Annotated in this window: 17 protein-coding genes; 9 read left to right on the top strand and 8 right to left on the bottom strand. The window is 66.5% G+C overall.

What is annotated here, in order from left to right:
- Window positions 1–46 precede the first annotated feature (46 nt).
- The gene (locus H0X90_RS11295; RefSeq protein WP_006490892.1) at window positions 47–625 is read right to left on the bottom strand and encodes a pseudouridine synthase; all 579 of its coding nucleotides are present in this window, start codon (window positions 623–625) and stop codon (window positions 47–49) included.
- 277 nt (window positions 626–902) lie between these two features.
- On the opposite strand from H0X90_RS11295, the gene icd reads away from it, so the two are divergent.
- On the top strand, window positions 903–2,159 hold the full coding sequence (gene icd / locus H0X90_RS11290) for an NADP-dependent isocitrate dehydrogenase (RefSeq protein WP_006478026.1): 1,257 nt from the start codon (window positions 903–905) through the stop codon (window positions 2,157–2,159).
- Between the two features lie 282 nt (window positions 2,160–2,441).
- Window positions 2,442–4,670, top strand: a complete 2,229-nt coding sequence (locus tag H0X90_RS11285) for an NADP-dependent isocitrate dehydrogenase (RefSeq protein ID WP_048984425.1) — start codon at window positions 2,442–2,444, stop codon at window positions 4,668–4,670.
- Window positions 4,671–4,793: 123 nt separating this feature from the next.
- Here H0X90_RS11285 and H0X90_RS11280 read toward each other — a convergent pair whose 3' ends face one another.
- Entirely contained in the window at window positions 4,794–5,018 is a 225-nt protein-coding gene (locus H0X90_RS11280) for a hypothetical protein (protein ID WP_006490888.1), read from the bottom strand.
- A 576-nt stretch (window positions 5,019–5,594) separates the two neighbouring features.
- On the opposite strand from H0X90_RS11280, the gene H0X90_RS11275 reads away from it, so the two are divergent.
- Window positions 5,595–7,193 carry a multicopper oxidase family protein gene (locus H0X90_RS11275; RefSeq protein ID WP_077188802.1) on the top strand — a complete coding sequence of 533 codons (1,599 nt, stop codon included), beginning with the start codon at window positions 5,595–5,597 and terminating at the stop codon, window positions 7,191–7,193.
- A gap of 184 nt (window positions 7,194–7,377) precedes the next feature.
- On the opposite strand, the gene H0X90_RS11270 is transcribed toward H0X90_RS11275, so the two are convergent.
- Window positions 7,378–7,581 (bottom strand): cold-shock protein, encoded by a 204-nt coding sequence (locus H0X90_RS11270; RefSeq protein ID WP_006488945.1) that lies wholly within the window; start codon window positions 7,579–7,581, stop codon window positions 7,378–7,380.
- Window positions 7,582–8,126: 545 nt separating this feature from the next.
- On the opposite strand from H0X90_RS11270, the gene clpS reads away from it, so the two are divergent.
- The 4 genes from clpS (at window position 8,127) to H0X90_RS11250 (ending at window position 13,126) form a co-directional block, all read left to right on the top strand.
- Window positions 8,127–8,441: an ATP-dependent Clp protease adapter ClpS gene (clpS, locus tag H0X90_RS11265; protein ID WP_006398529.1), complete on the top strand. Its 315-nt coding sequence runs from the start codon at window positions 8,127–8,129 to the stop codon at window positions 8,439–8,441.
- Window positions 8,438–10,738 (top strand): ATP-dependent Clp protease ATP-binding subunit ClpA, encoded by a 2,301-nt coding sequence (gene clpA, locus H0X90_RS11260; RefSeq protein ID WP_006496143.1) that lies wholly within the window; start codon window positions 8,438–8,440, stop codon window positions 10,736–10,738. Before clpS ends, clpA begins: the two co-directional genes overlap by 4 nt.
- A gap of 103 nt (window positions 10,739–10,841) precedes the next feature.
- Complete coding sequence (locus H0X90_RS11255; protein ID WP_077188803.1) at window positions 10,842–12,221, top strand: amino acid permease; 1,380 nt, start codon at window positions 10,842–10,844, stop codon at window positions 12,219–12,221.
- 134 nt (window positions 12,222–12,355) lie between these two features.
- Window positions 12,356–13,126 carry a membrane protein gene (locus tag H0X90_RS11250; protein WP_048984465.1) on the top strand — a complete coding sequence of 257 codons (771 nt, stop codon included), beginning with the start codon at window positions 12,356–12,358 and terminating at the stop codon, window positions 13,124–13,126.
- 61 nt (window positions 13,127–13,187) lie between these two features.
- Here H0X90_RS11250 and dut read toward each other — a convergent pair whose 3' ends face one another.
- The 5 genes from dut to H0X90_RS11225 all read right to left on the bottom strand — a co-directional run bounded on the left by dut (window position 13,188) and on the right by H0X90_RS11225 (window position 19,406).
- Window positions 13,188–13,634 (bottom strand): dUTP diphosphatase, encoded by a 447-nt coding sequence (gene dut, locus H0X90_RS11245; RefSeq protein ID WP_006488961.1) that lies wholly within the window; start codon window positions 13,632–13,634, stop codon window positions 13,188–13,190.
- 55 nt (window positions 13,635–13,689) lie between these two features.
- Window positions 13,690–14,901 carry a bifunctional phosphopantothenoylcysteine decarboxylase/phosphopantothenate--cysteine ligase CoaBC gene (gene coaBC, locus H0X90_RS11240; protein ID WP_048984467.1) on the bottom strand — a complete coding sequence of 404 codons (1,212 nt, stop codon included), beginning with the start codon at window positions 14,899–14,901 and terminating at the stop codon, window positions 13,690–13,692.
- Between the two features lie 67 nt (window positions 14,902–14,968).
- On the bottom strand, window positions 14,969–15,469 hold the full coding sequence (gene lspA, locus H0X90_RS11235; RefSeq protein WP_006488949.1) for a signal peptidase II: 501 nt from the start codon (window positions 15,467–15,469) through the stop codon (window positions 14,969–14,971).
- A gap of 2 nt (window positions 15,470–15,471) precedes the next feature.
- Window positions 15,472–18,309 (bottom strand): isoleucine--tRNA ligase, encoded by a 2,838-nt coding sequence (gene ileS / locus H0X90_RS11230; protein ID WP_006488953.1) that lies wholly within the window; start codon window positions 18,307–18,309, stop codon window positions 15,472–15,474.
- A gap of 104 nt (window positions 18,310–18,413) precedes the next feature.
- The gene (locus H0X90_RS11225) at window positions 18,414–19,406 is read right to left on the bottom strand and encodes a bifunctional riboflavin kinase/FAD synthetase (protein ID WP_006488971.1); all 993 of its coding nucleotides are present in this window, start codon (window positions 19,404–19,406) and stop codon (window positions 18,414–18,416) included.
- 123 nt (window positions 19,407–19,529) lie between these two features.
- Here H0X90_RS11225 and purN point away from each other — a divergent pair, with 123 nt between their 5' ends.
- Both purN and H0X90_RS11215 read left to right on the top strand, forming a co-directional pair.
- Complete coding sequence (gene purN / locus H0X90_RS11220; protein WP_006496140.1) at window positions 19,530–20,192, top strand: phosphoribosylglycinamide formyltransferase; 663 nt, start codon at window positions 19,530–19,532, stop codon at window positions 20,190–20,192.
- A complete protein-coding gene (locus H0X90_RS11215) occupies window positions 20,189–21,454 on the top strand; it encodes an RsmB/NOP family class I SAM-dependent RNA methyltransferase (RefSeq protein ID WP_006488956.1) in 1,266 nt (421 codons plus the stop codon). The genes purN and H0X90_RS11215 overlap by 4 nt, the downstream gene beginning before the upstream one ends.
- Window positions 21,455–21,465: the final 11 nt, after the last annotated feature.

The raw sequence follows: 21,465 nt of genomic DNA, 5'->3' as shown, positions 1-21,465 counted from the left end.
GCGGTTGACGAAAAAGATGACGAAAAATTCGCGCGTCCCGGATGCGTCATCCGGCGGGCGCGAAACCGTCCCATGGCGCGCGCGGCGGCAGGGCAATTGTTTCGCCTGGCGCAATGCCGAGCGCGAATATATCGAGTGCGCCGATGCCGACGCGCACCAGGCGCAACGTCGGAAACCCGACGGCTGCCGTCATCCGGCGCACCTGCCGGTTCTTGCCCTCGGTGATCGCCAGCTCGATCCACGTGGTCGGAATCGCGGCGCGGTAGCGGATCGGCGGGTTGCGCGGCCACAGCGTGTCGGGCGGCTCGATGAATTCGGCGCGGCACGGGCGGGTCACGTAGTCGCCGAGGTCGACGCCGCGGGCGAGCGCCTTCAGGTCGGCCGGCCCGGGTGCGCCGTCGACCTGCGCCCAGTAGCGCTTCACCAGTTTGTGGCGCGGCTCCGCGATGCGCGCCTGCAGCGCGCCGTCGTCGGTGAGCAGCAGCAGCCCCTCGCTGTCCGCGTCGAGCCGGCCGGCTGCGTACACGCCGGGCGTTTTGACCCAGTCGCCGAGCGAGGGCCGCGTCTCGTGCGCGGAAAACTGGCAAATCGTGCCGAACGGCTTGTTGAGGGCGATGAGGTTCATGGCAGGGCGCCCGCCCGGCGCACCGCGGGAGACGGGAGCGGGCGGTCTATGGCAAATGGCGGAATCTTAATGCATAATACGGAACGGCAAGTCCTCTGTCTTATATAAGACATAAGTGAGGTCTTGATACGCAGTGCCGCGGTTCACGCCGAAGTGCCCGGTTGGGGCGCTAGAATAGCGGCTCGCTGTTGCCGTCACGGGGTGGCCATGCCGCGCCCCCGCCGCGCGCGCAGCTTCGACCAGCATCACCTGCTCAGCCACGTCACTGGAGTCGATCATGCCGTATCAGCACATCAAGGTTCCGGAGGGCGGTGACAAGATCACCGTCAACAAGGACTTCTCGCTCAACGTTTCCGATCAGCCGATCATTCCCTATATCGAAGGCGACGGTACGGGCTTCGATATCACGCCGGTCATGATCAAGGTCGTCGACGCGGCGGTCGCGCACGCGTACAAGGGCAAGCGCAAGATCCACTGGATGGAGATCTTCGCGGGCGAGAAGGCGACCAAGGTGTACGGTCCGGACGTGTGGCTGCCGGACGAAACGCTGCAGGTCCTGAAGGAATACGTGGTGTCGATCAAGGGGCCGCTCACGACCCCGGTCGGCGGCGGCATCCGTTCGCTGAACGTCGCGCTGCGCCAAGAGCTCGATCTCTACGTGTGCCTGCGCCCCGTCCAGTACTTCAAGGGCGTGCCGTCGCCGGTGCGCGAACCGCAGAAGATCGACATGGTGATCTTCCGCGAGAACTCGGAAGACATCTACGCGGGCATCGAATGGGCCGCGGGCTCCGAGCAGGCGAAGAAGGTGATCAAGTTCCTGCAGGACGAGATGGGCGTGAAGAAGATCCGTTTCCCGGAAACCTCCGGGATCGGCGTGAAGCCCGTGTCGACGGAAGGCACCGAGCGGCTCGTGCGCAAGGCGATCCAGTACGCGATCGACAACGATCGCAAGTCGGTCACGCTGGTGCACAAGGGCAACATCATGAAGTTCACGGAAGGCCTGTTCCGTGACGCCGGCTACGCGCTCGCGCAGAAGGAATTCGGCGGCGAGCTGATCGACGGCGGCCCGTGGATGCGCGTGAAGAACCCGAAGACGGGTAACGAGATCGTGATCAAGGATTCGATCGCCGACGCGTTCCTGCAGCAGATCCTGCTGCGCCCGGCCGAATACGACGTGATCGCGACGCTGAACCTGAACGGCGACTACATCTCCGATGCGCTGGCCGCGCAGGTCGGCGGCATCGGGATCGCGCCGGGCGCGAACCTGTCGGATTCGGTCGCGATGTTCGAGGCGACGCACGGCACGGCGCCGAAGTACGCGGGCAAGGATTACGTGAACCCGGGTTCCGAGATCCTGTCGGCGGAAATGATGCTGCGCCACCTCGGCTGGACGGAAGCAGCCGACACGATCATCGCCGCGATGGAGAAGTCGATCCTGCAGAAGCGCGTCACGTACGACTTCGCGCGCCTGATGGAAGGCGCGACGCAGGTGTCGTGCTCCGGCTTCGGCGAAGTGCTGATCGAGAACATGTAAGACCCCTTCCGGGGTGGGCCGGCACGTTGCCGGCCGCCCCGGCGCTGACTGCCGGCGCCGGAGCGTTTCGTGGATGGCAGGTTTGTTGGCAGGGCGGTCCGGCATGCGGGCCGCGGCGCCGCGATGCGGCCCGCATGCCCTGCAAGGTAGAACATGACGGCCCTCGCAACACCTCCGCCCGGCTGAGCCGGCGCGCCCCTTTCGCGATCGACCCGGTCGCTCCCCGCCGGTTACCGCCGGCGCTCTTCAGTCCCACCATTACGTAGCAATGCTTTGACCACCATGTCCACTTCGCCCAAGATCATCTACACCCTCACCGACGAAGCGCCGGCGCTCGCGACCTATTCGCTGCTGCCGATCGTCAAGGCCTTCACGCGTTCGTCCGGCGTCGCCGTCGAAACGCGCGACATCTCGCTCGCCGGCCGCATCATCGCGGCATTCGCAGACGTCCTGCCGTCGGAGCAGAAGGGTTCCGACGATCTGGCCGAGCTGGGCCAGCTCACGCTGAAGCCGGAAGCGAACATCATCAAGCTGCCGAACATCAGCGCATCGGTGCCGCAGCTGAAGGCCGCGATCGCCGAATTGCAGGCGCAGGGCTACGCGCTGCCGGCCTATCCGGAAGATCCGTCGACGGACGAAGAGAAGGCCGTCAAGGCGCGCTACGACAAGATCAAGGGCAGCGCGGTGAACCCGGTGCTGCGCGAAGGCAACTCCGACCGCCGCGCGCCGCTGTCGGTCAAGAACTATGCACGCAAGCATCCGCACAAGATGGGCGCGTGGAAGTCCACGTCGAAGGCCCACGTCGCGCACATGAGCGAAGGCGACTTCTACGGCAGCGAGAAGTCGGCGCTGATCGCCGAGGCCGGCAGCGTGAAGATCGAACTCACGACGACCGACGGCGCGAAGAAGGTGCTGAAGGAAAAGACGGCCGTGAAGGCCGGTGAAGTGATCGACGCATCGGTGATGAGCCGCAACGCGCTGCGCAGCTTCATCGAAGCGCAGATCGCCGACGCGAAGGCGCAGGACGTGCTGTTCTCGGTGCACCTGAAGGCGACCATGATGAAGGTCTCGGACCCGATCCTGTTCGGTCACTTCGTGTCGGTGTTCTACCGCGACGCGCTCACGAAGCACGCGGACGTGCTGGCGAAGGCCGGCTTCAATCCGAACAACGGGATCGGCGACCTGTACGCGCGCCTGAAGGACCTGCCGGCCGACACGCGCGAAGCGATCGAGGCCGACGTCAAGGCCGAGTACGCGGTGCGCCCGCGCCTCGCGATGGTCAACTCGGACAAGGGCATCACGAACCTGCACGTGCCGAGCGACGTGATCGTCGATGCATCGATGCCGGCGATGATCCGCGATTCGGGCGGCATGTGGGGCCCGGACGGTCAACTGTACGACGCGAAGGCCGTGATTCCGGACCGCTGCTACGCAGGCGTGTACCAGGCCGTGATCGAGGACTGCAAGCAGCACGGCGCGTTCGATCCGGTCACGATGGGCAGCGTGCCGAACGTCGGCCTGATGGCGCAGGCGGCCGAAGAATACGGTTCGCACGACAAGACGTTCCAGATCCCGGCGGACGGCGTCGTGCGCGTCACCGACGAAGCCGGCAACGTGCTGCTCGAGCACGCGGTCGAGGCGGGCGACATCTGGCGCATGTGCCAGACGAAGGACGCACCGGTGCAGGACTGGGTCAAGCTCGCGGTCAACCGCGCCCGCGCGACCGGCGCCCCGGCCGTGTTCTGGCTCGATCCGGCGCGCGCGCACGATGCGCAGATCATCGCGAAGGTCGAACGCTACCTGAAGGATCACGACACGAACGGCCTCGACATCCGGATCATGACGCCGGTCGACGCCACGCGTTTCTCGCTCGAGCGCATCCGCGCGGGCAAGGACACGATCTCGGTCACCGGCAACGTGCTGCGCGATTACCTGACCGACCTGTTCCCGATCATGGAACTCGGCACCAGCGCGAAGATGCTGTCGATCGTGCCGCTGATGGCCGGCGGCGGGATGTTCGAAACGGGGGCGGGCGGCTCCGCGCCGAAGCACGTGCAGCAGTTCGTCGAGGAAGGCTTCCTGCGCTGGGATTCGCTCGGCGAATTCCTCGCGCTGGCCGCGTCGCTCGAGCACCTCGGCAACGCGTACCAGAACCCGAAGGCGCTCGTGCTCGCGAAGACGCTCGACCAGGCAACCGGCAAGTTCCTGGACGAGAACAAGTCGCCGGCGCGCAAGGTCGGCGGCCTCGACAACCGCGGCAGCCACTTCTACCTGTGCCTGTACTGGGCGCAGGCATTGGCCGAGCAGACCGAGGACGCCGCGCTGAAGGCGCAGTTCGAGGGCGTGGCGAAGGCGCTGTCCGACAACGAAGCGCGCATCCTGGAGGAACTGGCGGCCGCGCAGGGCAAGCCGCAGGCGATCGGCGGCTACTACCGTCCGAACGTCGACCTGACGAGCCAGGCCATGCGCCCGAGCGCGACGCTGAACGGCATCGTCGACGCGGTCGCCTGACGCCGGGCGCGCACTCGCGCGAGCCGATGCGCGTGTCGACGCGGCGCGGTCAGCCGTTCGCCGCCCGACATCCAATGAAAACGCCCCGGTCGCCCGGGGCGTTTTTCGTTGCAGGCGTGCCATTCAGACGTGGACGATTTCCCATTCGGCGATTTCGTGCGGCACTTCGAGCGTCGCGGTGTCGAGTTCGGACAGTTGCTCGCAGTCGCCGCGGGAGATGTGGTCGGCCGCCACTTCGGGGCACGAGAATGCGCCGAGCAGGGCGTTGCCGAACGTCGCTTCCCAGCCGCCGTTACCCGGCAGGATGTAGAACGACCCGAGCGCTGAACCAAAGCGAAATCCCTTCATTTCCGTTCTCCCTTTCTGATGACGAGCAATTCTGTTATGCCGCCTGCCGGCTCGGCCGGCTGTGGCCCGACTGGCTGCCTGCGCCGCGTTCCGTGTCGGACCGTCGTGGCGAAGCGTCAGTGCATGGAACAAAGTCTACGTCCGCGACCCGCCCGGATGGTGCATGTAGAACGGCTTCTCGAAACAAAAATTCTCTTTTAAAAACAAATAATTATTTCGAGCGTTTTGTATTGCGGAACGTTTTTCGGCATCGCGAAACGGGAAATTTGTGCCCTGCACCACGAATTTTTATAACGCAGTGACTTGTTCCGCATCGTGAAAAATTAACGGGTTTGCGGATCGTCGATGCAGCGGGTGGAAACGTGGGGGCGGGCGCAACGCGCATGGGACGGCGGACGAGGAGCGACCGCCGCTCGGCGATGCCAAGCGTGGCGCCGCATCCGGCACGGTGGCGATGCTCGCTGCGGCGTATCGCCGCCCGCCCGGCGACGGCGTTTTCCGATCCGGCCCTGCGGTTATGATGACGCGACCGCCGCGGCTGTCGCGCGGCGCTGCATGAACAACGAGGATCGATTGATGAGACGGAGAACTTTCCTGTCGCGTGCCGTCGGTGTCGCGGCCGCATCGCTGTTCGCGCGCACCGCGTGGGCGCAGCATGCCGGTCACGCGGGCATGGCCGGCATGGATGCGATGGACGACATGCCGGGCATGTCGGGGATGTCGGCGCACGCGCAGCACGGCCAGCCCGCGCCGGCCGCGCTGGCGGCCGCCGACGCGCTGCCGGCCGGCGCGCCGCTCGCGACGTTGCGCACGCTGGCCAACGAAAGCCGCGAGCCCGGCACGTTCCGGGCCACGCTGGTTGCTCAACCGGTGGCGCGACCGCTGCTGCACGGCGCGCGGCCGACCTTGTTCTGGCAGTTCGGCGCGGGCACGCAAGGCCCCGTCGTCGGCCCCCTGATCGACGTGCGCGAGGGCGATACGGTCGAGATCAGGTTCGTCAACAAGCTGCCGCAGCCGTCGACGATTCACTGGCACGGCCTGCCTGTGCCGCCCGACCAGGACGGCAATCCGTCCGATCCCGTCGCGCCCGGCGGGTCGCGCGTGTATCGCTTCACGCTGCCGAAGGGCAGCGCCGGTACCTATTGGTACCACCCGCATCCGCACATGATGACCGCCGAGCAGGTGTTCCGCGGGCTGGCGGGCCCGTTCGTCGTGCGCGCCGCGGACGATCCGCTTGCCGGCTGGCCCGAGCGCCACTTGTTCGTGTCGGACCTGAAGCTTGCACGCGACGGCACGATTGCGCCGAACGACATGATGGACTGGATGAACGGCCGTGAAGGCCAGTTCGTGCTGGTCAACGGCGCGCGCCGGCCGCGCATCGACGTCGCGGGTGACGAACGCTGGCGGGTCTGGAACGCGTGCAGCGCGCGCTACCTGCGCATCGCGTTCGACGACGGCCGCGCGTTCGAGCACGTGGGCACCGACGGCGGGTTGTTCGACGCGCCGCGGCGCGTGACGTCGCTGCTGATCGCGCCGGGCGAGCGTGCGGAACTGCTGGTGCGTGCCGGCGACCGCGCGTCGCGCGCGGTGCTGCAGGCGGCCGAGTACGACCGCCACAAGATGGCGATGTCGCACGACGCCGGCCACGGCAGCCTGCCGCCCGATCCGGCGCTGGCGCTGGCCGATGTCGCGTTCGCGCCCGCCGAGGCCCGCGCGCTGCCTCCCACGTTGCGCGCGGTGGCGCCGCTGGGCGAACCGGTGGCGCACAAGACGGTCGCGTTCGGCGAGGAAATGGACATGGACGCGATGATGAAGGGCGCGGCGCACGGCCGGCCGGCGGGCATGCGCTTCACGATCAACGGCGACACCTACGCGCCGCACCGTGCGACGCTGACGAGCCGGCGCGGCGACGTCGAGCGCTGGGAGATCCGCAATACGACGGACATGGACCATCCGTTCCATCTGCACGGCACGCAGTTCCAGGTGATCGAGCGGGCGTCGGCCGGTTCGCGCACGAGCGAACCGTTCCGCGCGTGGCGCGATACCGTGAACGTGCGCAGCGGTGAAACCGTGTCGATTCTGGTCACCCAAGACATGCCCGGCGAGCGCATGTTTCACTGCCACATTCTCGAACACGAGGATCTCGGGATGATGGGGACGCTGAAGGTCGTGTAACGAAGCCGCGAAACTGTTTCACGTGCGGATTCGATATCCGATCTGCATGCGTGGCAAGACAATGTGTGTTCAATTATCGGGATTGAACGAAAAGGCCGGCCAATCGATTATCGATTGGCCGGCCACAAAAAAAAAAGAAACCCGGCGCAAATGCGCCGGGTTTCTTCGTCAGATATCCGATGCCTTATACGGCCTGGATGTTCGACGCTTGCTTGCCCTTCGGCCCTTGGACGACGTCAAAGCTCACCTTCTGGCCTTCCTTCAGCGTCTTGAAGCCATTCATGGTGATAGCCGAGAAGTGCGCAAACAGATCCTCACCGCCCTCATCGGGAGTGATGAAACCGAAGCCCTTCGCGTCGTTGAACCACTTAACGATACCAGTTGCCATTTCCTACTTCCCCTGTCACACAGTCGCTGCTACTTACCACGAGCACGCTCGAAAAGCTAAACGACCGGAAAATGCAGCCGTTCCCCCCTCACAAGCTCACCTCGGCCTCTTTCGTTTCGCCAACCGGCAAATTGAAAAAAGTGCCAGCTTGATTGTTGGCGCTCTTTATTGGAGTGTCAAGTGGAATTTTTAGACGTTTAGAGGGTCGTTGTAAAGAACCCATTTTCAGGGTTTTTCCGGCTTTGCTTTGCAGCATGCGGCCAAGCGCGGGGGCTTGAAAAGCCGCATAATCGGCTCATATACCAGGCTCGAGTGACACGCGTTCGAGTCGTCCCGGCTTGTGGGATACTGGATGCGGACACGACGTTCCGGTGCGATTCCCCCTGACGGTTCGTGTTCCGCGCCATGCGTGAAAGCCGGCACCGCAGCCGGCTTTCGTATGGCGCGAAGACGAGCGCGTGTTCCGGGATACCGGGGAGGGCGCCGGCCGGTCGGTCGGGTAATGGCAGGATTGCGGGCCTGTCCGAGTTGTTTAGAATGGGTGTATGGCGATTATCCCGGACAAGCAGGACAGTACCGTCCTGGAACGCAAGCAGCAGAAGCTCAAGCCGCCTTCGATGTACAAGGTGGTGCTGCTCAACGACGACTTCACGCCGATGGAGTTCGTCGTGATGGTGGTCCAGGAGTATTTCAAGAAGGATCGCGAGACGGCCACGCAGATCATGCTGAAGGTCCATCGCGAAGGGCGAGGGGTTTGTGGGGTCTATACGCGGGACATCGCGTCGACCAAGGTTGAGCAAGTCGTTACCCATGCGCGGCAGGCAGGGCATCCGCTGCAGTGCGTGATGGAGGAAGCATGATTGCCCAGGAATTGGAAGTCAGCCTGCACATGGCGTTCATGGAAGCACGCCAGGCGCGCCATGAGTTCATTACGGTCGAGCATCTGCTGCTGGCCCTGCTGGATAATCCGACGGCAGCCGAGGTGTTGCGCGCGTGCGCGGCCAACATCGAGGACCTGCGTCAGAACCTGCGCAATTTCATCCACGACAACACACCTACCGTCCCGGGCACCGACGATGTCGATACCCAGCCGACGCTCGGTTTCCAGCGTGTGATCCAGCGCGCGATCATGCACGTCCAGTCGACGTCGAACGGCAAGAAGGAAGTCACCGGCGCGAACGTGCTGGTCGCGATCTTCGGCGAGAAGGATTCGCACGCCGTGTACTACCTGCAGCAGCAGGGCGTCACGCGCCTCGACGTGGTGAACTTCATTTCGCACGGCATCGCGAAGACGAACAACGGCGAAGCCGCGAAGTCGACCGACGCGAACGCGGAAAGCGAAGACGCGAATGCGCAGAAGGAAACGCCGCTCGCGCAGTTCACGCAGAACCTGAACCAGATGGCGAAGGACGGCCGCATCGATCCGCTGATCGGTCGCGAGCCCGAGGTCGAGCGCGTCGTGCAGGTGCTGTGCCGTCGCCGCAAGAACAACCCGCTGCTCGTCGGCGAAGCCGGCGTCGGCAAGACCGCGATCGCCGAAGGGCTCGCGTATCGGATCACGCGCGGCGAAGTGCCGGACATCCTCGCGAACGCGCAGGTGTACTCGCTCGACATGGGCGCGCTGCTCGCGGGCACCAAGTATCGCGGCGATTTCGAGCAGCGCCTGAAGACGGTGCTCAAAGAGCTGAAGGAGCGCCCGCACGCGATCCTGTTCATCGACGAAATCCATACGCTGATCGGCGCGGGCGCCGCGTCGGGCGGCACGCTCGATGCGTCGAACCTGCTGAAGCCGGCGTTGTCGTCGGGCACGCTCAAGTGCATCGGCGCGACGACGTTCACCGAATATCGCGGCATCTTCGAAAAGGATGCGGCGCTGTCGCGGCGCTTCCAGAAGGTCGACGTGACGGAGCCGAGCGTCGAGCAGACGGTCGCGATCCTGCGCGGGCTGAAGTCGCGCTTCGAGGAGCATCACGGCGTCAAGTATTCGTCGGGCGCCCTGTCGGCCGCGGCCGAGCTGTCGGCACGCTTCATCACCGACCGTCACCTGCCGGACAAGGCGATCGACGTGATCGACGAGGCGGGCGCCGCGCAGCGCATCCTGCCGAAGTCGAAGCAGAAGAAGACGATCGGCAAGAGCGAGATCGAGGAAATCATCTCGAAGATCGCGCGCGTGCCGGCGCAAAGCGTGTCGCAGGACGATCGCAGCAAGCTGCAGACGCTCGACCGCGACCTGAAGAGCGTCGTGTTCGGCCAGGATCCGGCGATCGACGCGCTCGCGGCCTCGATCAAGATGGCGCGTGCGGGTCTCGGCAAGATGGACAAGCCGATCGGCGCGTTCCTGTTCTCCGGCCCGACGGGCGTCGGCAAGACCGAAGTGGCGCGCCAGCTCGCGTTCACGCTCGGCATCGAGCTGATCCGCTTCGACATGTCGGAATACATGGAGCGTCACGCGGTGAGCCGGTTGATCGGCGCGCCGCCGGGCTACGTCGGGTTCGACCAGGGCGGCCTGCTGACCGAAGCCGTCACGAAGAAGCCGCATTGCGTGCTGCTGCTCGACGAAATCGAGAAGGCGCATCCGGACATCTTCAACGTGCTGCTGCAGGTGATGGACCACGGCACGCTGACGGACAACAACGGCCGCAAGGCGGATTTCCGCAACGTCATCATCATCATGACGACGAACGCGGGCGCCGAGTCGATGCAGAAGGCGACGATCGGTTTCACGACGCGCCGCGAAACGGGCGACGAGATGACCGACATCAAGCGCCTGTTCACGCCGGAGTTCCGCAACCGCCTGGATGCGATCATCAGCTTCCGCTCGCTCGATGAGGAGATCATCATGCGCGTGGTCGACAAGTTCCTGATCCAGCTCGAGGAACAGCTGCACGAGAAGAAGGTCGACGCGCTCTTCACCGACGCGTTGCGCAAGCATCTCGCGAAGCACGGCTTCGACCCGCTGATGGGCGCGCGGCCGATGCAGCGGCTGATCCAGGACACGATCCGGCGTGCGCTGGCCGACGAACTGCTGTTCGGCAAGCTCCTCAACGGCGGCCACGTGACGGTCGACGTCGACGAAAGCGACAAGGTGCAGTTGTCGTTCGACAAGCTGGCGAATCCGCCGCACAAGCCGAACGAAGAGACGGTCGAAGTCGAGTAAGCGATAATTCGTTGTTCATGCGAACGGCGCGGGAAGGTCTCCGCGCCGTTTCGTTTTATCCGGCGCCGGCGGCGCGATGGTGGTGCAGGGGAGTGGTAACGCAGTGACACAACAACAACGGTCGTTCGACGCTATCGTCGCGCGCGAACAAGGGTTGCGCCACGCGCTGACGTCGGGGCAGATGGCGATGATCGCGATCGGCGGCGCGATCGGCACGGGGCTGTTCCTCGGCAGCGGGTTCGCGATCGGGCTCGCCGGCCCGAGCGTGCTGGTTTCCTATGCGATCGGCGCGCTGATCGCGCTGCTGCTGATGGGCGCGCTCGCGGAAATGACCGTCGCGCATCCGACGGCCGGCTCGTTCGGCGCGTATGCCGAGCATTACGTCGGCCCGCTCGCGGGCTTCCTGGTGCGCTATGCGTACTGGTTCGCGGTCGTGTTCGCGATCGGCACCGAGATCAGCGCGATCGCCGTGTTCATGAAGTACTGGTTCCCGGCGGTGCCCGGCTGGTACTGGGTGATCGGCTTCTCCGCGCTGCTGATCGCGGTGAACCTCGCGAGCGTCACGCTGTACGGCACGGTCGAATACGCGTTCTCGCTGCTGAAGATCGCGGCGATCGTCGTGTTCATCGTGCTCGGCGCCTATCTCGTGTGGGCGGCGCCGGCCGCGTCGGGCATCGGTTTCGCGAACTACACCGCGCACGGCGGCTTCATGCCGAAGGGACCGTGGGGCACCTGGGTCGCGGCGATCGTCGCGATCTTCAGCTACATGAGCATCGAAGCCGTCGCGATCGCGGCCGGCGAAGCGCGCGATCCGCAGCACGCGGTCACGCGCGCATTCCGCTCGACCGTGTTCCGGCTCGTGCTGTTCTACCTGCTGACGCTGTCGCTGATGCTCGCGATCGTCCCGTGGACGCAGGCCGGTACCGACGAAAGCCCGTTCGTGAAGGTGATGGCCGCGACGCACGTGCCGTATGCGGCCGGCGTGATCAATTTCGTGCTGCTGATCGCGGCGCTGTCGGCGATGAACAGCCAGCTCTACGTGACGACGCGGATGATGTTCAGCCTGTCGCGCGCGCGCCTCGCGCCCGCGGTGTTCGGCCGGCTCGGCGCGAACGGCGTGCCGCGCGCGGCGCTGTGGATCTCGACGAGCGGCGTCGCGGTGGCGGCCGTGCTGGTCGCGGTGGCGCCCGACACCGCGTTCACCGTGATGATGGCGATCGCGATGTTCGGCGCGCTGTTCACGTGGCTGATGATCTTCGTCACGCACTTGCGGTTCCGCTCGCAGTATCGCGGCCCCGCACTCGCATTCCGGATGTGGGGGCACCCGTTCGGCAGCCTGCTCGGCGCGGGGCTCGTCGCGGCGATCCTGCTGACGACCGCCTTCACGCGCGAATTCCGGATGACGATGGTGGTCGGCGTCGTGTTCGTCGTGCTGCTGACGCTCGCCTACGCACTGCATTACCGGCACCAGCACGCGCGCTGACCGCGCCGGTGCGGCCGCCCACGCGGTTCTCCAGTCGCTAAGGTTCCGTTAAGCGAGCGGCGACTACATTCGATCCTGTCTGCAATGCGTGCCGGTCCGCACCGGCACGCCGCTTCCTGCAAAAAGGGGTTCGAATGAACAAACTTCCCGAAATCACGCTCGCGTTCTGGATCATGAAGATCTGTGCGACGACGCTCGGCGAGACCGGCGGCGATCTGCTGTCGATGACGCTGAACGTCGGCTACGCGGTCAGCTCGATCCTGCTGTTCGGTTTCTTTCTCGTGACGCTGGGCGCCCAGCTCAGGACGACGCGCTATCGCCCGGCGATCTACTGGGCGGTGATCGTCGCGACGAGCACGGCCGGCACGACGATGTCCGATTTCATGGATCGCACGCTCGGCCTCGGCTATGCGGCCGGCTCGTCGATCCTCGTCGCGATCCTGCTGGCGATCTTCGCGGTCTGGCGCGTCAGCGGTGAATCGCTGTCGGTCGACCGGATCCGTACACGCAAGGTCGAGCTGCTCTACTGGATCGCGATCCTGTTCTCAAACACGCTCGGTACCGCGCTCGGCGACTTCCTCGCGGACAGCTCGGGGCTCGGCTTCGGCGGCGGCGCATTGCTGATCGGCGGCCTGCTCGCGGCGATCGTGCTCGCGCACTACTTCACGCACCTCTCCGGCGTGCTGCTGTTCTGGGCCGCGTTCGTGCTCACGCGGCCGTTCGGCGCGACGGTCGGCGACCTGCTGACGAAGCCGGTCGCGAAGGGCGGCCTCGCGCTCGGCACGGTCGGCTCGTCGGTGGTGCTGTCGGGCGTGCTGGTCGCGATGGTCGCCTATGCGAGCATCACGCAGGCGCGGCGTCGCGAACCGGTGCCCGCGCGGATCGCGCAACCAGCCGGCAAGTGACGGGTGCGTGCCAAAGAAAAGGGGCCGCGAGGCCCCTTTTTTCGTGCTGCGTGGCTCAGGTTCAGTGGCGGCCGGTGCTGCCGAAGCCGCCTTCGCCGCGATCGCTCTCGGTGAATTCGTCGACGATATTGAACTGCGCCTGCACGACCGGCACGATCACGAGCTGCGCGAGGCGTTCGAACGGGTTCAGCACGAACTCGGTCTGACCGCGGTTCCATGTCGAGACCATCAACTGGCCCTGGTAGTCGGAGTCGATCAGGCCGACGAGGTTGCCGAGCACGATCCCGTGCTTGTGGCCGAGGCCCGAGCGCGGCAGGATCAGCGCCGCATAGCCGGGGTCCGCAAGGTGGATCGCGAGGCCCGTCGGCACGAGCGTGGTCTCGCCCGGCTGCAGCGTGACCGGTGCGTCGAGGCACGCGCGCAGGTCGAGGCCCGCGCTGCCGGTGGTCGCGTAGGCGGGCAGGTAGTCGCGCATGCGCGCGTCGAGGATCTTCAGGTCGAGTTTCATGCGGTCGTCGAATCGGTCGGGAAGGGCGCAGCGGCACGCGCCGCCGCGCGGGTGATCAGATCAGGCGGTTGTCGGGCAGGCGCTTCGCGATTTCCGCGACGAGCGCATGCGCGAGTTCGTCTTTGGGCGCGCGGGGCAGGCGCGTGAGGCCGGCGGCCTCGAACAGCACGACTTCGTTGTCGTCGCGGCCGAACGTCAGCGGGCCGAGGTTGCCGACGAGCAGCGGCACGTTCTTGCGCTTGCGCTTCTCGTCGCCGTGCACGTCGAGGTCGCCGCTTTCGGCCGCGAAGCCGACGCAGAACGGCGCATCGGGCAGCGCCGCGACCGACGCGAGGATGTCGGGATTCTCGACGAACGCGAGCGCCGGCATCTTGCGGTCGGCCGTCTTCTTCATCTTCTGCTCGGCCGGCTGGTCGACGCGCCAGTCGGCGACCGCGGCCACCGCGATGAAGATGTCGGCATCGGCGACCGCATGCATCACCGCGTCGTACATCTGCTGCGCGGTCTGCACGTCCTGGCGGTACACGCCCCACGGCGTGTCGAGCGCGACCGGCCCGGCGACCAGATGGACGTCGGCGCCGGCCTGTTGCGCGGCGCGCGCGAGCGCGAAACCCATCTTGCCGCTGGAGCGGTTCGTCAGGCCGCGCACCGGATCGAGCGGTTCGAACGTCGGGCCGGCCGTGATCAGCACGCGCCGGTGCGCGAGCACCTTCGGCGCGAAGTGCGCGACGATCGCCTCATAGATCGCCTCGGGCTCGAGCATGCGGCCGTCGCCGACTTCGCCGCACGCCTGCGCGCCCGAATCCGGGCCGAGCACCGACACGCCGTCCGCGCGCAGTTGCGCGGCGTTGCGTTGCGTGGCCGGGTTCTGCCACATCTGGCGGTTCATCGCGGGGACGACCAGCAGCGGACAGTCGCGCGCGACGCACAGCGTCGACAGCAGATCGTCCGCGAACCCGTGCGCGAGCTTCGCGAGGAAATCCGTCGACGCGGGCGCGATCACGATCGCGTCGGCTTCGCGCGACAGGTCGATGTGCGCCATGTTGTTGTCGATGCGCGCGTCCCACTGGCTCGTATAGACGGGCCGGCCCGACAGCGCCTGCATCGTGACGGGCGTGATGAACTGGGTGGCGGCGTCGGTCATCGCGACCTGCACGGTCGCGCCGGCCTTCACGAGCAGCCGCGTGAGCTCGGCGATCTTGTAGCAGGCGATGCCGCCCGTCAGGCCGAGAACGAGGTGTTTTCCTGCGAGTTCTGCGTGTGCCAACTCAGGCCTCCTGGGGTCAAACGGAACGGCCGGCGCGAAGCCGGCCGTCGACACGGAGTATGCGCGCTCAGCGCGAACCGCGCACGCGCCGCAGCTCGTCGTAGATCAGCAGCACCGCGCCGATCGTGATCGCGGAATCGGCAAGGTTGAACGCCGGGAAGTGCCACGCGCCGAGATGGAAATCGAGGAAGTCGATCACGTGACCGTAGACCAGCCGGTCGATCACGTTGCCGAGCGCGCCGCCGAGGATCAGCGCGAGCGACACGCTGAACAGCCGCTGGTGGCCGTGGCGCTTCAGCAGGAAGCAGATCACGAGCGTCGCGCCGACGCCGAGCGCGGTGAACGCCCAGCGCTGCCAGCCGCTCGCGGTCGACAGGAAGCCGAACGCGGCGCCGCGGTTGTACACCAGCACGAGGTTGAAGAACGACGTCAGCGCATGCTGCGCGCCGTACGCGAACGTTTTCAGGATCGCGATCTTCGACAGCTGGTCGAACAGGATCACGATCAGCGAAATGCCGAGCCAGGGCGCGAGCGCGCCGCTGGCCGGTTTCGACAGGGTCTTCGCCATATTTACGCAGCGCTCCGGATTTCGCCGTTTTCAAACAGGTTCGAGAAGCAGCGGCCGCACAGCGTCGGATGCTCGGCGTGCGCGCCGACATCTTCGCGGTAGTGCCAGCAGCGCTCGCACTTCTGGTACTTCGACGCGGCCACGTCGACGCTTTCCTGCGCTTCGTCGTCGACCTTGACGACCGTCGCGGCCGACGTGATCAGCACGAACTTCAGGTCGTCGCCGAGGCTCGTCAGCGCGTCGTAGCGCGCGCCGCTCGCATGGACGGTGACTTCGGCCTGCAGCGACGAACCGATGCGGTTCGCGGTGCGCGCTTCCTCGAGCGCCTTCGTCACGTTGCCGCGCACGTCGCGCAGCAGCGCCCACTTGTCGATCAGCGCGGCCGAGCCGGCGACTTCCGGATACGCATAGTAGGTCTCCGTGAAGATCGTGTCGCTCGCCGGCTGGAACACCTTCCACGCTTCTTCCGCCGTGAACGACAGGAACGGCGCGAGCACGCGCAGCAAGCCGTGCGTCAGGTGGTACAGCGCGGTCTGCGCGGAGCGGCGCGCGCGCGAATCGGCGGCGCTCGTGTACAGGCGATCCTTCAGCACGTCGAGGTAGAAGCCGCCGAGGTCTTCCGAGCAGTACGTCTGCAGCTTCGCGACGACCGGGTGGAATTCGTACTTCTCGTAGTGGCCGAGCAGTTCCGTCTGCAGTTGCTGCGAGAACGCGACCGCATAGCGGTCGATCTCGAGCCATTCGTCGACCGGCACCGCGTGCTGCGCGAAGTCGAAGTCCGACAGGTTCGCGAGCAGGAAGCGCAGCGTGTTGCGGATGCGGCGATAGCCTTCGGTCACGCGCTTCAGGATTTCCTCGGAAATCGCGAGCTCGCCCGAGTAGTCGGTCGACGCGATCCACAGGCGGATGATTTCCGCGCCGAGGCGGTTCGCGACTTCATGCGGGTCGATGCCGTTGCCGAGCGACTTGCTCATCTTGCGGCCTTCGCCGTCGACCGTGAAGCCGTGCGTGAGCAGGCCCTTGTACGGCGCGCGGCCATCGATCATCGAGGCCGTCAGCAGCGACGAGTGGAACCAGCCGCGATGCTGGTCCGAGCCTTCGAGGTACAAGTCGGCCGGGAACTGCAGCTGATCCTTGTGCGAGCCGCGCAGCACGTGCCAGTGCGTCGTGCCCGAGTCGAACCACACGTCGAGTGTGTCGCGGTTCTTTTCGTACAGGTTCGCGTCGTCGCCGATCAGCTCGCGCGGGTCGAGCGATTGCCACGCCTCGATACCCGACTGCTCGACGCGCTTCGCGACTTCCTCGAGCAGCTCGAGCGTGCGCGGGTGCAGCTCGCCGGTTTCCTTGTGCACGAAGAACGCCATCGGCACGCCCCACTGGCGCTGGCGCGACAGCGTCCAGTCCGGACGGTTCGCGATCATGCTGAACAGGCGCTGCTTGCCCCACGACGGGTAGAACGCGGTCGCGTCGACGCCTTCGAGCGCCGTTTCGCGCAGCGTCTTGCCGCCGTCTCGCGGCGTCACGTCCATGCCGGCGAACCATTGCGACGTCGCGCGGTAGATGATCGGCGTCTTGTGGCGCCAGCAGTGCATGTAGCTGTGCGTGTACTTCTCGCTGCGCAGCAGCGAGCCGGCCGCGTTCAGCGCGTCGACGATCTTCGGGTTCGCATCCCAGATCGACAGGCCGCCGAACAGCGGCAGCGATTCGATATAGCGGCCGTCGCCCATCACCGGGTTGATGAAGTCGGAATCGGTCATCCCGTGCGCCTTGCACGACATGAAGTCCTCGATACCGTACGCGGGCGACGAGTGCACGACGCCGGTACCGGTGTCGGTCGTCACGTAGTCGCCGAGGTAGACGGGCGCGGTGCGCTTGTAGCCGGGGTGGGCCGATGCGAGCGGGTGGTGGAAGCGTAGGTTCGCGAGCTTCACGCCGGGTGTGGTCGCGATGATGCGGCCCGTCAGCTTGAAGTCGCTCATGCAGGCTTCGACGCGCTCTTCCGCGATGATCAGCAGCCCGCGCTCGGTGTCGACCAGCGCGTAGACGATTTCCGGATGGAGGTTCAGCGCCTGGTTGGCGGGAATCGTCCACGGCGTGGTGGTCCAGATCACGATGCCGCCGTCGGCGCGCGGCAGCGCCGGCAGGCCGAACGCCTGCGCGGTCTTTTCCGGTTCCGCGAACGCGAACATCACGTCGATCGTCGGATCGGTGCGGTCCTTGTACTCGACTTCCGCTTCCGCGAGCGCCGAGCCGCAGTCGAAGCACCAGTTCACCGGCTTCAGCCCGCGGTACACGTAGCCCTTCTCGATGATCTTGCCGAGCGCGCGGATTTCTTCCGCCTCGTTCACGAAGTTCATCGTCTTGTACGGATTCGCCCAGTCGCCGAGCACGCCGAGGCGCTTGAAGCCGACCTTCTGCTTCTCGATCTGCTCGGTCGCGTATGCGCGCGCCTTGCTCATCACTTCGGCCGCCGGCAGCGACTTGCCGAACTGCTTCTCGATCTGGATCTCGATCGGCATCCCGTGGCAATCCCAGCCCGGCACGTACGGCGCGTCGAAGCCGGCCATGTTGCGCGACTTGACGACGATGTCCTTCAGGATCTTGTTGACCGCATGGCCGAGGTGGATGTCGCCGTTCGCATACGGCGGGCCGTCGTGCAGGATGAACTTCGGCCGGCCCTGGCTGGCCGCGCGGATCTTGTCGTAGATGCCGCGCTCTTCCCACTCCTTGACCCACTGCGGCTCGCGCTTGGGCAGGTCGCCACGCATCGGGAACGGCGTGTCGAGCAGGTTGACCGGATACTTGGCCTGCGGTTTCGAATCGGCTTTCTTGTTGCTCATGATGGGATCGCTATCTCAATCGGGGGACGCTCGGGCGTCGTGAATCGGGGATGCGCGCGAGAGGGCGGCGCGAGGGGGGCGGCGCCCGCGCGCCGCCGTCCGGATCAGCTAATTCGGTCGGTAGCCGACGTCGCGAAGCCCGTCGCGCGGCTGCCCGGCGCACGGTCGCGTTCGATGAAGTACGCGCGCGCATTCGCGACGTCCAGCGCGATCGCGCGCGACAGCGCCTCGAGATCGTCGAACTTCGCCTCGTCGCGCAGCTTCTTCAGGAATTCGACACGGATCAGCTTGCCGTACGCATCGCCGTGCCAGTCGAGCAGGTGAACTTCGAGCAGCACGCGGCCCGAATCGTCGACGGTCGGGCGCAGCCCGAGGCTCGCGACGCCCGGCAGCGGCTCGGGGCCGAGGCCGTGCACCTGCACGACGAAGATGCCCGCGAGCGCCGGCCGCTTGTGCGCGATCGGCAGGTTCAGCGTCGGGAAGCCGAGATCGCGGCCGAGCTTCAGCCCGTGCGCGACGTGGCCGCTGATCGCGTAGCCGTGGCCGAGCGCCTGAGCGGCCGCGTCGAGATCGCCCGCGGCGAGCGCCGCGCGCACGCCGGAGCTGGAAATGCGCGTGCCGTCGCTGCCGGCCACCGTGCCCATCTGCTCGACCTCGAAGCCGTGCTGCTCGCCGGCCGCCTTCAGCGTGTCGAAGGTGCCCGCGCGCTTCGCGCCGTAGCAGAAATCGTCGCCGACCATCATCCAGCGCGTATGCAGCCCGTTCACCAGCGTGCGCTCGACGAACGCCTGCGGCGACTGGCTCGCGAAGGTGTGGTTGAAGTGCTCGACGACGACGCGGTCGACACCGTGATCGCGCAGCGCCTCGAGCTTGTCGCGCAGCATCGCGATGCGCGGCGGCGCGCCGGCCGGATTGAAGAATTCGCGCGGGTGCGGCTCGAACGTCATCACGCACACGGGCAGGCCGCGCGCGTCCGCTGCCGCGCGCACGCGCGCGAGCAGGGCCTGGTGGCCGCGATGGACACCGTCGAAGTTGCCGATCGTCAGCGCGCACGGGGCGCGGCTCTCGGCGTTGGGCAGGCCGCGGAAGACTTTCACGATAGCGGATGCAGCGTCGGGGGAATGGGCGGTGGGATGCCGCAAAGCAGAAGATTATAAACGTTCGGGCGGGCCGGCGGCCGAGAAGGCGGGAAACGCGGGGGCGAATGGTAAAATTCGCGGATGAAAAAACTCGTGATCCTGATTTCCGGTCGCGGCAGCAACATGGAGGCCATCGTCCGCGCGTGCGCGCAGGAACGCTGGCCGGCCGAGATTGCCGCCGTGATCGCCAACCGGCCCGATGCGGCCGGACTGGCTTTTGCCGCGTCGCACGGGGTGGCGACGGCGGTGGTCGACCACCGGTCGTTCGACGGCCGCGACAGCTTCGACGCGGCGCTCGCCGCCGAGATCGACCGCTTCTCGCCCGATCTCGTCGTCCTCGCCGGCTTCATGCGCATCCTCACGCCCGCATTCGTCAGACGATACGAGGGCCGGCTGCTGAACATCCATCCGTCGCTGCTGCCGAGCTTCAAGGGCATCCACACGCACCAGCAGGCGCTCGACGCCGGGGTCGCGCTGCATGGCGCGAGCGTGCATTTCGTGATTCCCGAGCTCGACAGCGGGGCGATCGTCGCGCAGGGCGCGGTGCCCGTGCGCGCCGGCGACGACGCGGCCGCGCTCGCGCAGCGCGTGCTGGCGGTCGAGCACGTGCTGTATCCGCGTGCGGTGCGCTGGTTCGTCGACGGGCGGTTGCGCCTCGAGAACGGCCGCGCAGTGGTGGCGCCCGAAGAGGCGCGCTGGATTTTCGCGGACCAACCGCAAACCGAAACGAGTGAGGGCGTATGAAGCTGCACGGATTCCTGATCGGCCAGACCGAGACTTTGCTGGCCGAGGTGCTGAAGTTCGCCGGCCCCGCCGACGCGACGACGAGCCGGTTCTTCCGCGCGCACCCGAAGCTCGGGCATGCGGAGCGCGGCGTGATCGCCGAGGCCGTGTTCGCGGTGCTGCGCCGGAAGATGGAGTTTTCGCACCTGGCCGAGAGCGGCACCGGCACGCCTGCGCGACGCCTCACGCTGCTCGGCCTGATGCAGACGGTCGGCCGCAATGCGCTGAAGCCGTTCCTGTCCGACACCGAGTCCGCGTGGCTCGAGCACGTGTCGAAGATCGATCCGGCGAGCCTGCCGGTGCGCATTCGCACCAACCTGCCCGACTGGATTCACCAGGCGCTGTCGGAGCGTTTCGATGCCGAGGAGCTCGCGCAGCTCGCCGCCGCGCTGAACTACCCGGCGCCGCTCGACCTGCGTGCCAACGCGCAGAAGGCAAGCCGCGACCAGGTGATCGAAGCGCTGCGCGTGAGCGGCATCGATGCGGGCGCGACGCCGTTCGCGCCGTTCGGCGTGCGCGTGGTCGGCAAGCCGGCGCTGACGCGCCTCAAGTTGTTCGAGGAGGGCGCGATCGAGGTCCAGGACGAAGGCAGCCAGCTGCTGTGCTCGCTGGTCGCGCCGCGCCGCGGCGAGATGGTCGTCGATTTCTGCGCGGGCGCGGGCGGCAAGACGCTCGCCCTCGGCGCGATGATGCGCTCGACCGGGCGCCTCTATGCGTTCGACGTGTCGGAGAAGCGTCTCGCGAAGCTGAAGCCGCGCCTCGCACGCAGCGGGCTGTCGAACGTGAACCCGGTGCTGATCGACAGCGAGCACGACGCGAAGATCAAGCGCCTCGCCGGCAAGATCGACCGCGTGCTGGTCGACGCGCCGTGCAGCGGCCTCGGCACGCTGCGTCGCAATCCGGACCTCAAATGGCGCCAGACGCGCACCGCGATCGACGAGCTGACGCCGAAGCAGGCGTCGATCCTCGCGAGCGCCGCGCGGCTCGTGAAGAAGGGCGGCCGGCTCGTCTACGCGACCTGCAGCGTGCTGGATGCCGAGAACGAGCGCATCGTCGAACAGTTCCTGGCCGACCATCCGGACTTCGTGCTGGTGCCGGCGCAGAAGGTGCTGGCCGACCAGCGCATCGAGCTCGAGACGGGCGACTATCTGTCGCTGTGGCCGCACCGTCACGCGACCGACGGCTTCTTCGCCGCGGTGCTCGAGCGCCGCGCGGCGCAGTAACGACCGCCCGG

Origin of the sequence: Burkholderia sp. 9775_39 (assembly GCF_015712225.1) — a bacterium.
Lineage (GTDB): Bacteria > Pseudomonadota > Gammaproteobacteria > Burkholderiales > Burkholderiaceae > Burkholderia > Burkholderia cenocepacia.
Note: the sequence above shows the minus strand (reverse complement) of the source record. Positions and strands in the feature narration are given on the sequence as shown.